The sequence below is a fragment of the Limosilactobacillus sp. genome, assembly GCF_040772465.1.
Lineage (GTDB): Bacteria > Bacillota > Bacilli > Lactobacillales > Lactobacillaceae > Limosilactobacillus.
Map to the genome: position 1 here is coordinate 207861 of NZ_JAXGYB010000004.1, position 13588 is coordinate 221448.

Below are 13588 nucleotides of genomic sequence, written 5' to 3' on the forward strand. Positions count from 1 at the left end.
TCACACAACTGCCCCGAACGTTTAAAGCTTGAACGTTCGAGGCATTTTTCATGTTTTGTTCGCAATCCATCCAGCCAGCACAGGTCAATTTGTTATATAATGAGCAATAGTAAAGCGCTTACGTTATTTAAAAAGGAGATCCTAACATGAAATATTGTCCTGAATGCGGCACAAAGCTCATTATGAAGAAAAACGGCATCGATGGGATGGTGCCCTACTGCCCGCATTGCCAACAGTTTCGTTTCATCAAGTTTTCCAGTGCCATTTCCGCAATTATTTTCAATCCCTCTCATGATAAAGTCTTGCTCCTGAAGCAATACGGCAATCCTCATTACATCTTGCTATCTGGTTACATCAACCCCGGTGAGAACGCTAAGGAAGCGCTGAAGCGGGAAATGAAAGAAGAAACCCAGTTGCCGATCAAGACTTTTGAATACAACGACAACGCCTACTTCAAGGCTCATGATGTTTTGATCCACAACTACATTGTGCAGGCCGCTAGTGATCAGGTCCACGCTAATAACGAAATTGATCAGTATGATTGGATCCCGGTTGACCAAGTTGATTCAACCATCATGCCAAACTCACTGGCTCAATCATTTGTTGAAGAATGGTGGACAAAAGCGGGCATTACAGAATAAAAAAACAACGGTCAGCCGACAATTGCCGGTTGACCGTCATTTTTAACTGAGCAACTTTAACTTTAATTAGTCAATGTCAATGTTGTTACCATTAGCAGAATTTGCTTCCAGCTTTGGCAAGGTGATGATCAGAACACCGTCTTCGTACTTAGCGTTAACCTTCTTCAAGTCAACATCTGGCAGACGGTACTGACGACTCATCTGACCGTAGTTGCGTTCACTGTGAAGGATGTTACCTTCCTTATCAGATTCATCACTAATAGTGTCACGATGGCATGATACCGTTAAAATGTCGTCCTTATATTCGATGTGAATATCCTTCTTCTGGAAGCCTGGCATGTCGATCTTGACACGATAGTCCTTACCAGTTTCGGCAATGTCAGTCCGCATGTACTTAACGGTATCACCCATTAAGTCGCCATTGAACCAGTTGCGAACGTTCATCATGTCATCAAAAAAGTTGTTACGACGTTCAATTTCGTTAGCCATAAATTAAAACTTCCTTTCGTTTCTCTTTCCCGGTACACTTTTATACTAGCTCATAATTGAGAAGCTTCAAGGAAAAATTAGCACTCTATACCATTAAGCGCTAATTAATTGTTTGACTAATTTTGACAAAACAGTCGTAGTGCCTGATATATCAATGCTCATTGGCAGTTCAAATTTAATCAAACCACTTACTGAAAATGCTTATTTTTTATCAATATATGATGTAACAATCATATATTGTATTAATCCAACTCCATCGATTTCAACAAAAGCTGATTTTCTTGCCGAGCATTGCGGCGAGCAACCCGGCGATCTTGATAACCAGCGGTCATCACTTTCTCCTCTTTGTTCTCAGGAATAACTTGGTCAAACGGTGCTACTGCGTCAGGTTCATCAGTTACATAAGTGGCAAAGCACGTGAACCCGACAAACCTTTCACCCGTCAATAAGTGCTCCCCGATCACCTTGATGAATACCTCAACAGAACGACGGCCAATTCCCGTCACGTAAGCCGTTAAAATCATTGCATCGTTGATCGTAAATGGCGCAACAAAGTTAATATGGTCAATACTAGCTGTTACTACTTTAGTCCGAAACATCCGGACGGCTGCCAGTGATCCTTCCAAGTCAACCATCGCTAGAGTGCGCCCACCAAAGACTGTTCCATGGTCGTTAATGTCCTTCATCAATAAGCGGTGCTCATGGCTAACACGTGTCTGAGAGCAGTTAATAGTTTTTGTCATCATTTCACCTGATTTATACGTATTTTTCCCTCTTATAAAGATCATGATACCAAAAAAGCGCCTGGAATTTGACAATTCCAGACGTTTTAAATTCAATTTAATTAAGGGTTAGTTTCTAAAATCGATTTTAGTACCAACCGTGTGATTGCCAGAAGCTTTGGGCATTAGTCCATGAACCGTAACGACTAGCAACGTATTGGTCAGCAACACGTTCCTGGTTAGCTGCGGAGTAGTCACCGTTCAGGTAACTAGCTGACAATTGGTATTTACCAACGTATTGGCCATTCCGGGCAGTGTATGAACCACCAGATTCACGAGCAGCAATCCATGCCTTAGCAGAAGCATCGTTCCCAGAAACGCTAGAAGTGTAACTGGAGTTAGAGCTTGAGCTGTATGAAGCAGCTGCTGGGGTAGTTACAGTATTGTTGTATGAAGCAGCTGCCGGAGTGGTTGCACTAGTGTTGTATGAACTACGTGCCTGAGTTGTTGCGGCATTGTTAGTTGAAGCACTAGCCTGAGTAGTTGCAGCGCTGTTGTTTGAAGCAGCAGTGTTATTAGTTGAAGCAGATGCTGCACTTTGCGTGTTTGAAGTAGTAGTTGCTGCTTGGTTTTGAGTCGTAGTTTGGTTAGCAGCAGGCAGGTTTGCAATCTGGCTTGCAGTAGCCGGAGCAATTTGACCATCGTCCATAATAACCAGCTTGTCACCGACGTGGATCAGGTTCTTGTTGGCGATGTTGTTCTTCTGTGCAATCTGGTCAACATTGTTCAGGTTGCCGAAGAATTTGTACGAAATCGCGGAAAGCGTGTCGCCAGCTTGCACGGTGTAGATCGTGTCAGCATTAGCGGTCGTAACAGTAGCGGCCGTCCCCAGTGCAACAGCACCGGCAATTGCTGCAGTCAGTTTGAAAGCTTTCTTAGTAAATTTCATCAAAATATATATCATCCTTTGCTTTTTTGTTTTGCGATTCAACGGTTATAACTATAACGCTCGTAAATTACGACGCGGTTACTAAGACGTATCATGCCTTAACTTTTTCGTAATCTTCTGTTACATTTTTGTATTATTTGTGGACAAAGATCAGAAAAAAGTCTGCTTAACTCCTTTATGGCGGTAAGTTATGCACACCTAACTTTATAAGATGATCAACTAACAAAATCCTCAAATTAATTCAAATTTCTCTAAATTTTTTTGAAATTCACCAAAAAAGGCCTTTTTGCGACTAAATATGACAGATTGTGTAACAATGTTACGGCAATTTCGAAAAAAAGTGGAACCGGTCACCATTTGAGGACCTGATTCCACTTTGTAATTCACTATTTAATTGTCACTGCTTGGCCAAATGATCCTGTCAGTTGCCAAGGCCTTTCAGCCGCCAGCAATTGTCTCTGGTAAGTGCAATCCTGAGAAAAATGGCTATCGACATGACTATTCACAACCGTCGAGTGTGTTAAATTATCAACGTTCACTGCAACTTGACTGTCATCCCCATCAAGATCGCCACGCAGCGCTAAGACCGACTTGCTAGCATTATGACCCGCAATTTTAACTCTTAATGATGATCCTTGCGCTTGATAGCTACCTACGGCGATATAGCTTTCATCCGCCTGACAATCAACATGCCATTGGTAATTGACCTCAGCACCTGTCCCTAGAAGGATCTCCAAGCCCGTCATTGCTGGTTGATGACTAATGAACTCACGCTGGTCTTTAATTTGTAGATGTGCCCCTGCTCCCACGATCACTAATGTATGGTAATTGGTTGCTGCCAACTGCCCCTTCAACTGTACAGTCTCTTCTACATTAGTATTATCAGGAACATAGATTAGTCGGCCTCCATTTAGCAAAGCAAGGTGCAGAGCGTTTAGCTGGCTGTGCTGCCAAAAGAGCCCTTTTTCCATCCAATTTTCCTGACAGAGGGCAGGATACGTCTGCCATGCCCAGTGCAATGGCTGATTGTATATTTCACTATCATTTTCAGTTTCTTGTTTTTCCGTCAGCCATGTCAATTGTGGTTTCTTTTGCCAAGCCGTCACCCAGTCGTCACAATCAGCTCCAGTTGAAAAACGCGTCAGCAGCATTGCAGCTAACTGACGCTTTTTTCGAAGCCAGTCCGGTTGATCCGTACTAGCAGCTTGGACTTGTTGGATTAAATCATTCATCTCATCAAGTCCTCACATTATTAATGCATAAGTTTATCCCAGATAACAACCTTACCTGCTTTTAGTGATTTGGGAACATCAATCACGCGCTGGTTTGAGCTGCCCCGAAATTGCAGTGTCAAATCCTTCTTATCTTGTAAGAAACGGCCATCAACTAGGATGTCGATTAAACTCAGCAGTTCCTTTTTGTCGTCTGAATCCTTGAGCAATTCTTCCCAGGTGTAGCCAGACCATGACCAAATATCCTTCTTATGACCAAATTCTTTCCGCACTCGTTTGCATAACTTCAAGCAAACCTGAGTGTTCAGGAAAGGTTCACCACCAAGCAGGGTCAACCCCTGGACATAGTCATGACTAAGGTCTTCGATAATCTGGTCTTCAAGGTCTTGGGTATACGGCTGACCATAATGGAAGTTCTGGGCTGCTTTATTATAACAGCCCGGACAATTGAAGAGGCATCCACTGACGTAAATGCTGCAACGCACCCCTTCACCATCAACAAAGTTAAAGGGTTTGTAATCTGCCACGTACTGCATCGAATGATCCGCAGCCAACCATTCCTTCGGTTTAGGGTTGTTTGGCAAACGGTGACGATGTGGATGATGGGCTTTAATGATTTCTGGCATTCTCTCCTATGCCTCCCATCCTAGTTGGCGTGACTGTGGTGTTGGATCCGGACGTTATCAGCCTGCTTATCACGTTCAAACTTGGCAGCGTTGGCAATCATCCCGGCATTCATGTGCTTGACACGGTGAATGATTTCTTCGTGACGACCGTGGACCATTGGCCGTTGCATTGGGTTACCCAGGTAACCACAAGTCCGCTTAACCACGTCACAAGTTGCTGGGTCGTTGTTGCCACATTGTGGGCACTTGAAACCAGTTGAGGTAGCTTCGAATTCACCTTTGTAGCCACACTTGAAGCATTGGTCAATAGAGGTGTTAGTACCTAAGTAGGCAACATGGTCATATGCCCAGTCCCAAACAGCTTCCAATGCCTTCGGGTTCTGACGCAGGTTTGGATATTCGCAGTAGTGAATGAAACCACCGGCAGCGTACTTCGGGAAGTCTTCCTCGAATTCCAGCTTTTCAAATGGCGTTGGGTGCTTGCGGACATCATAGTGGAAACTGTTAGTGTAGTATTCTTTGTCCGTGATGTTTTCAATCCGACCAAACTTCTTGATATCATCCTGGCAGAAGGTGTCAGTCAGTGATTCAGCTGGCGTGGAGTAAAGACTGTAGTGGTAACCCTCAGCCTTTTCCCACTTAGCACAGTCATCGTGCATTGCCTTGACAATTGAAACGGCAAAGTCATGAGCTTCCTTATTGTGTTCCCAGTTAGGACCGTAGAAAGTCGTGCAGACTTCATACAGGCCGATGTAACCTAAGGAAACCGTGGCACGGGAGTTCTTAAAGACTTCATCAACACTATCGGTCCGCTTCAGGCGTTTACCAAATGCACCATACATGTACAGCAGCGGTGCATTTTCTGGCTTGGCTTCCTTGGTCCGCTTGATCCGGTACTTGAGTGCCGTGTGGCAGATGCTCATCCGTTCGTTGAAGATATCCCAGAAGAGGTTCTTGTCGCCGCGTGCTTCCAAAGCGATCCGTGGTAAGTTGACGGTAACAACACCCAGGTTCATCCGGCCGGAGTTAACTTCCTTACCGTTTTCGTCTTTCCAGCCCTGCAGGAATGAACGACAGCCCATCGGTGCTTTGAATGAACCAGTGATTTCCTTAACCTTGTCGTACATCAAGAGGTCTGGGTACATCCGCTTAGTGGAGCATTCCAGAGCCAACTGCTTGACGTCGTAGTTCGGGTCACCAGGGTTTAAGTTCAAGCCACGCTTGATGGTGAAGACCAGCTTAGGGAAGATAGCAGTCCGGTGTTCGCGACCGAGGCCCTTGATCCGGATCTTCAGAATAGACTTTTGGATTTCCCGGCAGATCCAGCTAGTCCCTAAACCAAAGTTAATGGTAGTAAATGGCGTTTGACCCTGGCTGGAGTACAAAGTATTGATTTCGTATTCCAAAGCCTGCATAGCATCATAAATGTCTTTCTTGGTCTTAGCCTTGGCAAATTCTTCCTGTTTGTCAGGTGCGATCCATTCCTTAGCGTCCTTCATGTGCTTTTCGTAGTTGATCTTAGCGTACGGTTCTAAGACTTGGTCAATCCGGTTGGCCGTGCAGCCACCATATTGTAATGAAGCAACGTTGGCGATAATCTGTGACATCTGGGCAGTGGCCGTTTGAATAGAACGCGGTGAAGAAACCCAGGCATTACCAATCTTGAAACCATGTTTGAACATTTCATCAAAGTCGATCAAACAACAGTTGGTTTCAGGAGTAACCGGTGAGTAATCTAGGTCATGCCAGTGAATGTCACCGCGCATGTGCGCCTTCGCAACAATCTGCGGAAGCATCCGTAAACCGATAGCCCGACTTACCGCTCCGGCTTCCAGGTCACGCTGCGTGTTAAAAACTTTACTATCTTTATTAGCATTTTCGTGCACAACCCGGGAGTTGCGGTCAAACAATTTGTTCAGCTTGTACTGTGGGTTAGTGGCGTTAGCAAATTCTTCTTCATCTAATTTCCGGTACTTCAGGAAACTAGCAGCCATTTCATCATGACCTGCGTCACGCAATGCATCGACGATAATGTTGGCAATTGTGGCCGTATCAACACTATCTTTACCTTTTAATTGTTGGAGCAGGTGGTCTGCCACAATCTTTTGGGTGTCAACGTCAGCCTTCAGTTCACGCAGAACCAGGTTGATTTTATATGAGTAAAATGATGTTTTCGTACCGTCACGTTTAATGACAGCAACCCCTTTGAGGGTATCTAAACTGTTTGTCACTGTTGTTTGTACTTTCATCGAAAATTACCCCTAATCAAATTTTTCTTAATTGAATTAACAGTTACTAGCTTAACCGGAAATAGAAAAAAACACAAGATATTGATTGCAAGTAATGCCAAACCACAATATCTTGTGTTTATTAGTGAAGAATCTAAAGTAATGTAACTAATCAGTTGATTAGTTAGCTCAATCCTTACTCTTTCTTGAATCCTGTATGAGTATACCTTTGCAACAGGATGTCGTCAAGAATCAACATTCTGTCATCGGCAAATTGATCAGCCTTTAATTCAAAAAATAAAATGCAAAGATGTGTTTTTGATCAAGCGAATTAAAACGACTAATCTTGATGTCCTTCTGACTTAGCAATGCCCTCGCGCAGTGACTCAATATCCACGTCGGATTCACGGAATTCCTTATCATTAACTGGGAAGTGCTGGTCTAACTGATCAAAGACTTCATAGTCCCCTGTCATCTCATCTGAATCAAAACTGAGGAGGTGGCCTTCATATTGATGGTCGTCGCTCAGGAAGTGCAGGTGCCAGCCGGCAGCAGTGATGCTACCAAAGGCAGCCGGCGCATAATAACCAAACACCGTACCAGTGATGTTTTTACGTGGAAAGGTCGGCTGACCCTTGGCTACTTCCAGCAAACTGGGGTAAGGACGTTCCTGCTTAGGAGCAATTCGAATCAGCACATCGGACAGAGTACCGTGTAACCGCAAAGCCGCAAAAACGTTTTGTAATTGATGGTCATGAACAAATGACTTATTTAATAGATCAAAGTTAACGTTTTGGAGACTCACTTTGTGTTGGTCTTGTGGAAAATGGACTGAAGCAAACGGCAACGTCGTCTGCATATCAGTGATATGGTGAACCTTGCCAGAACTTTCGGCTTGGTAAACTTCGTTATCCAGGATCATTACTTCACCATCAAGACCTTCAAAGGTCCCTAGACCGCAACTACCGTGTTTTAATAACTCACCTAAGGTAATTGTCCCTGCCAGGTTCTTCGCCATCAGCATGGCCAATGTACCGTGTTCATAGAGTGTGTTCAATTAAAAATGCCTCCCAAATTTTAGCCTAAAGCAGAATCCACCAAACTAGCAGCTAATTCCTTGTTATGGCTGTAATCAACTGGTACGTCAACGACCACTGGACCCGGTGTCTTAAAGGCCTTTGCCATGACTGAATTCAGTTCGCTTGGCATGTTAACCCGTAAACCAGTAGCGCCAAATGACTTGGCATACTTCACAACATCGACTTCACCGAACTTAACACCGGCTGCCTTATTGTATTTCAGCTCTTCTTGGAAACGAACCATGTCGTAGTGACCACCATCGTTCCAAACCACCATCACCAGATTAAGGTGGTGAGCAACCGCAGTTGCTAGTTCAACACCAGAGTACAAGAAACCACCATCACCACAAACGGCAACGGCCTTCTTTTCGGGGTGCAACATGGAAGCAACCATGGCCCATGGCAAACCAACCCCAAGTGTTTGCATCCCGTTCGAGATCAGAAGGTGACGTGGCTTGTAACACCGGAAGTGGCGAGCCATCCAAATGTAGTGGGAACCGACATCGACAGAAACGATAGTGTCATCGTTAACTTGCTTTTGGATAGCTTCGACAATTGCCAAAGGATGCGAGGTCTTGCCGTTTGGAGTAGGTTCAGTAATCTTGTCTTCTTGTACCAGTTCCTTGCGGAATTTGGCCAGCCGACTAGCTGCTGCCTCTGGCAACTGGTAGCCACTCAGCAACTTGGCCAAATCATCAAGACTGTCCGCAATATCACCGACCAACTGCATCTCCGGCTGGAAGTTGTTATCAATCTGTGCACCAGTTGAATCCAAGTCGACGATTCGTAAGTGGCCTTCCTTATTCCAGTTACGTGGTTCATATTCAATTGGGTCGTAGCCCACCGTTACCACAAGATCACTAGCTGCCAGGAGACGGTCACCAACTTGGTTTCTAAAGAGGCCAACCCGACCAAAGTATGATGTCTTTTCCAAGTCACGCGAAACAACCCCAGCTGCCTGGTAAGTTTCAACAACCGGCAAGTGGTAGTTTTCCAGCAACTGGTGCAACGACTTCGTAACCTTGTCGTCAGCACCACGAAGGCCAACCAAAAGCACCGGTAACTTAGCTTGGGCAATCATCGTCGCCAACTTGCTCAGTTGTTGGTGTGATGCTGGACCGCGTTGAGCACCGTTGTAATACGGAATTGGATCATGTTTAACCGGAGCGTCGTCCACATCTTGTGGCAAACTGACAAAGGAAGCCCCATGACGTGGTCCTTGGCTAGCCTCAAAGGCGTTAGCCATGATTTCAGAAATGTTTTCTGGATCCTGAATTTCAGCAGAATAGTTGGTAATTGGGGCAAGCATCATGGTTGATGGTGCAGACTGGTGTGTTGCCCGGTGCAGGTCCTTTCGTGGAACCTGACCACCAATTGCTAAAACGGCATCCCCTTCAGCACTTGCCGTCATCAGTCCGGTCGTAAAGTTACCAACACCAGGACCAGAAGTGGCAATGGCAACCCCCGTTTTACCAGTCAGACGAGCGTAAGCCTGGGCCATGAACAACGCGTTTTGTTCATGACGGGTGACGATCAGCTTTGGATTGCCAGCCGTCCCATCTTCCAGTGATTCAAATAAACGGTCAATTTTTGCACCAGGAATTCCGAAAACCAAACCGATGTGGTGTTTCCGTAAACTATCGACAACCACGTCAGCTCCATATCTTGTTTTTGGCATATGCATCAAACCCCTTTCCCTTTCTAAACTATAACTGAAATCATTCTAAACGGAAAAATACGGTGGTGCAATATTGCAAATAGCTTCACAACATTAGCAATGTGCCATGACGCAACACATGCTTAATTTCATCTCTCTAATCAAGCTCTCAGAAAATTTTAAATTATTGACTTTGTGAATGCAAAAACAGTAATCAAATGAAAAGGCCCACCAGTTAGTACTGGTAGGCTTTTTTGAAGTGATTTGAAATGTTCAAGTCAAACATAACTCTATATTTAGTTAGCACCTGCAAAACCTTTACTCAGCTTATTCTCCAGCAAATTCAGCAAGAAGGTAAGCACTTGGGTGATAACGAAGTAAATGGCAGCAGCGACAATCAGAGGCGGAATAAAGTTGTACAGGGTTCCACCGACACCGAGGGCTTCGGCAGTGATTTCCTGAACACCAATATAGAACAGCACTGATGATTCCTTAGTCAAAGTGATAAATTCGTTACCCATTGCTGGCAAGCAATTACGTAAAGCTTGTGGCAGCACGATGGAGAACATCGTTTGCCGTTGGCTAAGGCCAAGTGACAATCCAGCTTCCGTTTGACCAGCTGAAATGGAAATAATTCCTGACCGGAAAATTTCGGATGTATAAGCCCCTGAGTTCAAGCCAAGTGCCAATGCACCTGGAATCACACGGTCAAGACCGGATCCCAAGACCTGAACGGAAGGAATTGGAAGAGACTTAGAAAGCAGGTAGTAAATTAACATAACCTGAATCATCGATGGTGTCCCCCGAACAACTGAGACGTAGATTCGGGCGATCCATGAAATGACTTTAATATGTGACATGCGCATCAGTGTCATCAAAAGACCGATTAAGAAACCGATAATTACACCGATGACTGAAATTAATAAGGTCTGTAATGTTCCTTGCAGAAACATTGGCCAATAGTGTCCTAGGAAATCAAACATGGCATCCTCCTTTGATTATTCTGCATCTCACAGCAAATTACTTGCCGCTCTTTTCTTGTTCGTGTTGGGCTTGCTTGAACATCTTGTTCAACTGACCAGTCTTTTCCAAGTGGGTAATTTCTTTGTTAACCCGCTTCTTCAGAGCTGGTTCGTTCTTTGGAATAGCAATGTTCAAGTACTTAAGTGAAGTTGGCACTTTCATGTTGTACTTAGCTTCTGCGTATTGGTTCGGGTACTTCTTAACATATTCGTCAGCAACAACCTTAGCTAACACAACCCCGTCTAGTTTACCGGACTTAAGATCAGTTGTTAGTGACGTCGTCAGAGATTCAGTGACGATATGAGCATCAGTCTCGCTCTTTGCTAGAGTTTCTTGAGTAGATGATTGTTGAGCACCAAATGATGCACCCTTGGTAGATGCCTTTGTGTTGTACTTGTTGGCATCGCTCTTCTTGACCAGGATCTTTTCACTTTCGGTGTAGTAGTGTCTAGAGAAGTCAACGGCTTTTTCACGCTTCTTTGTCTTCGTCATTCCGGCAAGAACCAGGTCAACCTTGTGGTTCTGCAGTTCGGAAATTAATGAAGGGAATTCAATGTTTTGAACCTTCAGCTTAACGCCCAAGTTCTTAGCAATCTTTTGAGCAACAAGAATGTCATAACCTTCAATCACCTTATGACCATTCTTGACAACCGGGAATTCAAATGGAGCAAAGTCGGCTGACGTCCCAATCGTCAATGTCTTCTTATCCTGAATCCGTTTAACACTGTTGTCAGCTTTCTTGTTGCCGCAACCAGCTAAACCGCCAACTAATAAGGCTGCTAAAGCAACCCCTGCAAATAACTTTTTGAATTTCATTTTCTTCCTCCGTTTTCACCATTTTGAACTTTTACCACGCTTAAGATGAATAATATTCAGTTCCCAAGTGGTTGTTTATGCATCTCAAATAAGTACGATTCTGATAATACACATTTCATACAAAAAAATCAAGGGTTTTAGCCAAATTTATGTATATTTATCGGAATTAATTGTATATATATTTTGGATACCTGAATATAAATTGAGCGTGACAGAAGTCGTCTACGACTCCGTAGTCACGCCCCCGCAAGCAACAATAGGCCAGTAGTGTTCGGATTTGTCGAATGCCACAGGCCATTGTTGTACTGCATGTTCATTTTTTAACCATGTAAAATGACTTATGTCACAGGCCCCTCGTCTTCATTTAGCTATTATTCACTCAAGGTCACTTCACCAGCGACATCTGTTGCAAAAAAGTTTGTAACCTGCTGCAAATTCATCCCTTGTCCTAGTGCCCACATCAATTTGGTGATGGCACTTTCAGATGTCATATCGTGCGCACTGATGGCTCCTTCTAGAAGAGCCTGGCGACCGACTTCGTATTTTGTAAGGTCACTGCGTTCATATAGACACTGACTAGCAGCGATTACCGGAATCCCACGACGAATAAGTTTACCAACTGCTCCTACTAAATTCCTCCGAATGAAGGTCATACCACCTAGTCCATAACCTTCGATCACTATACCACGGCAACCATTTTGAGCCAATACTTCCAATAATGATGGATCAAACCCAGGAAAGAGTTTAAGTAAGGAAACATTACTATCTACTTTAGTATTGAGTTGACATTCACTATGTTGTTGGTGATTGTGTACGTGAATTTCAAAACCATCCGATGTAACCCGAGCGACCACCGGAAAGTTAACACTTTCAAATGCATTAAAAGCTGTTGTACGCACTTTAACGGCCCGACAACCGCGCATCACTTGCCGATCAAAAGCCAAATAAATGCCGGGATCACAATTTGCAGCTGCAGCAAATGCAAGTTTCATATTAGATTGGGCATCATTTAAAACGACATTCATCGGCACCTGGCTACCAGTAAACACAACTGGCAAGTTAATGCCTTGAAGCATAAAAGTCATCATCGATGTCGTATAAGCCATCGTATCTGTCCCGTGGGAAACCACAATTCCATCATAATCATGGCGAGCATTGTAGATAGCTTTTGCAATCACGGCCCATTCTTCCGGTTGGATATTAGATGAGTCGAGACTCAGGACATCCTTAACAGTGATGTCATATGGTAACGAGCCCATCATCTTGATAAGCTGCTCGCCGGATTCACCGGGAACCAATCCATCATCAGAAGCGACAGAAGCAATGGTACCACCTGTTGATAACAGCAAAAGCTTTTTCTTTGACATGACTTTTCACCTAACCATTTTTTAACTTCATTTTAGTTGTTGGCAAAAACTTTAACAAGAAGAACTTTTGCATTGTTTGGTGTACATGTGTGGCATAAGAAAAGCAGGCAATTCGATGTCGCTGAAAATGTTCCTTGAACCACTGAAAATGTAAAAAGGCCTTATACATTAGGACTTAGACGATTCTTAGTACTGAAGAAATGTGCGTCGGGCGTGCGTCAAACGTGCCCCATTTGTAAATTTTCTTAGGTTTTCTGTGGTTTTCTTATTTTTTTATGGAGCAATTAGAAGCGTTACTAAACGCTGTCATATCAACGTTTATAGCATTTTTAAAGGGTAAAGAAAAAAGGCTGTTTCTTCTCGAAACAACCCAGGATGCCTCCGGTGGGGGTCGAACCCACACTCCCTCAACGGGAACTGGATTTTGAGTCCAGCGCGTCTGCCAATTCCGCCACAGAGGCAATCTATAAAAGGTGGTAATCGGATTTGAACCGATGATAAGGGTTTTGCAGACCCGTGCCTTACCACTTGGCTATACCACCAACAGATTTTTAAACAATTAGACGAGGATTAACCTCGCCTAATTTCAAGGGCGGTAAGTGGGATTCGAACCCACGCGTGTCGGACCCACAAACCGATGTGTTAACCAAGCTTCACCATTACCGCCATTAAATTCAGTTGAGCAGGGATAGTAGGAATCGAACCCACAACGACGGTTTTGGAGACCGTAGTTATACCGTTTAACTATATCCCTATAAA

Annotated in this window: 12 protein-coding genes and 4 tRNA genes; 1 reads left to right on the top strand and 15 read right to left on the bottom strand. The window is 44.1% G+C overall.

All coding sequences use genetic code 11. The annotated features are described in order from the left end of the window. The first annotated feature begins 182 nt into the window (after positions 1–182). Entirely contained in the window at positions 183–641 is a 459-nt protein-coding gene (locus AB3114_RS05805) for an NUDIX domain-containing protein (protein WP_367342310.1), read from the top strand. Between the two features lie 66 nt (positions 642–707). Here the strand turns inward: AB3114_RS05805 and AB3114_RS05810 are convergent, their stop codons facing one another. The 15 genes from AB3114_RS05810 to AB3114_RS05880 all read right to left on the bottom strand — a co-directional run bounded on the left by AB3114_RS05810 (position 708) and on the right by AB3114_RS05880 (position 13583). Next, a complete protein-coding gene (locus AB3114_RS05810; protein ID WP_367342311.1) occupies positions 708–1130 on the bottom strand; it encodes an Hsp20/alpha crystallin family protein in 423 nt (140 codons plus the stop codon). A 242-nt stretch (positions 1131–1372) separates the two neighbouring features. Then, positions 1373–1873 carry an acyl-CoA thioesterase gene (locus AB3114_RS05815; RefSeq protein WP_367342312.1) on the bottom strand — a complete coding sequence of 167 codons (501 nt, stop codon included), beginning with the start codon at positions 1871–1873 and terminating at the stop codon, positions 1373–1375. A gap of 127 nt (positions 1874–2000) precedes the next feature. Further along, positions 2001–2801 (bottom strand): LysM peptidoglycan-binding domain-containing protein, encoded by an 801-nt coding sequence (locus AB3114_RS05820; protein ID WP_367342313.1) that lies wholly within the window; start codon positions 2799–2801, stop codon positions 2001–2003. Between the two features lie 386 nt (positions 2802–3187). Beyond that, on the bottom strand, positions 3188–4033 hold the full coding sequence (locus tag AB3114_RS05825) for a hypothetical protein (RefSeq protein ID WP_367342314.1): 846 nt from the start codon (positions 4031–4033) through the stop codon (positions 3188–3190). A gap of 20 nt (positions 4034–4053) precedes the next feature. Further along, a complete protein-coding gene (gene nrdG, locus AB3114_RS05830; protein WP_367342315.1) occupies positions 4054–4659 on the bottom strand; it encodes an anaerobic ribonucleoside-triphosphate reductase activating protein in 606 nt (201 codons plus the stop codon). Between the two features lie 20 nt (positions 4660–4679). Further along, a complete protein-coding gene (gene nrdD, locus AB3114_RS05835; protein WP_367342316.1) occupies positions 4680–6908 on the bottom strand; it encodes an anaerobic ribonucleoside-triphosphate reductase in 2229 nt (742 codons plus the stop codon). Between the two features lie 319 nt (positions 6909–7227). Further along, complete coding sequence (gene budA / locus AB3114_RS05840; protein ID WP_367342317.1) at positions 7228–7944, bottom strand: acetolactate decarboxylase; 717 nt, start codon at positions 7942–7944, stop codon at positions 7228–7230. A gap of 20 nt (positions 7945–7964) precedes the next feature. Then, positions 7965–9644, bottom strand: coding sequence for an acetolactate synthase AlsS (alsS, locus tag AB3114_RS05845; protein ID WP_367342318.1), 1680 nt, complete (start codon positions 9642–9644; stop codon positions 7965–7967). Positions 9645–9919: 275 nt separating this feature from the next. Continuing rightward, the gene (locus AB3114_RS05850; RefSeq protein ID WP_367342319.1) at positions 9920–10606 is read right to left on the bottom strand and encodes an amino acid ABC transporter permease; all 687 of its coding nucleotides are present in this window, start codon (positions 10604–10606) and stop codon (positions 9920–9922) included. Positions 10607–10643: 37 nt separating this feature from the next. Beyond that, on the bottom strand, positions 10644–11462 hold the full coding sequence (locus tag AB3114_RS05855; protein ID WP_367342320.1) for a transporter substrate-binding domain-containing protein: 819 nt from the start codon (positions 11460–11462) through the stop codon (positions 10644–10646). A 371-nt stretch (positions 11463–11833) separates the two neighbouring features. After that, on the bottom strand, positions 11834–12829 hold the full coding sequence (locus AB3114_RS05860) for an asparaginase (RefSeq protein WP_367342321.1): 996 nt from the start codon (positions 12827–12829) through the stop codon (positions 11834–11836). 376 nt (positions 12830–13205) lie between these two features. Continuing rightward, positions 13206–13290: transfer RNA gene (locus tag AB3114_RS05865), tRNA-Leu, on the bottom strand. Positions 13291–13300: 10 nt separating this feature from the next. Continuing rightward, positions 13301–13371: transfer RNA gene (locus AB3114_RS05870), tRNA-Cys, on the bottom strand. Positions 13372–13420: 49 nt separating this feature from the next. Next, positions 13421–13495: transfer RNA gene (locus tag AB3114_RS05875), tRNA-His, on the bottom strand. A 17-nt stretch (positions 13496–13512) separates the two neighbouring features. After that, positions 13513–13583: transfer RNA gene (locus AB3114_RS05880), tRNA-Trp, on the bottom strand. Positions 13584–13588 lie beyond the last annotated feature (5 nt).

Bases quoted from the DNA above. Each gene is read 5' to 3' on its own strand.
- AB3114_RS05815 (WP_367342312.1), bottom strand. From the start codon at position 1,873: ATGACAAAAACTATTAACTGCTCTCAGACACGTGTTAGCCATGAGCAC.
- AB3114_RS05860 (WP_367342321.1), bottom strand. From the start codon at position 12,829: ATGTCAAAGAAAAAGCTTTTGCTGTTATCAACAGGTGGTACCATTGCT.
- AB3114_RS05805 (WP_367342310.1), top strand. From the start codon at position 183: ATGAAGAAAAACGGCATCGATGGGATGGTGCCCTACTGCCCGCATTGC.
- AB3114_RS05855 (WP_367342320.1), bottom strand. From the start codon at position 11,462: ATGAAATTCAAAAAGTTATTTGCAGGGGTTGCTTTAGCAGCCTTATTA.
- AB3114_RS05820 (WP_367342313.1), bottom strand. From the start codon at position 2,801: ATGAAATTTACTAAGAAAGCTTTCAAACTGACTGCAGCAATTGCCGGT.
- nrdG (WP_367342315.1), bottom strand. From the start codon at position 4,659: ATGCCAGAAATCATTAAAGCCCATCATCCACATCGTCACCGTTTGCCA.
- alsS (WP_367342318.1), bottom strand. From the start codon at position 9,644: ATGCCAAAAACAAGATATGGAGCTGACGTGGTTGTCGATAGTTTACGG.
- AB3114_RS05810 (WP_367342311.1), bottom strand. From the start codon at position 1,130: ATGGCTAACGAAATTGAACGTCGTAACAACTTTTTTGATGACATGATG.
- AB3114_RS05850 (WP_367342319.1), bottom strand. From the start codon at position 10,606: ATGTTTGATTTCCTAGGACACTATTGGCCAATGTTTCTGCAAGGAACA.
- nrdD (WP_367342316.1), bottom strand. From the start codon at position 6,908: ATGAAAGTACAAACAACAGTGACAAACAGTTTAGATACCCTCAAAGGG.
- AB3114_RS05825 (WP_367342314.1), bottom strand. From the start codon at position 4,033: ATGAATGATTTAATCCAACAAGTCCAAGCTGCTAGTACGGATCAACCG.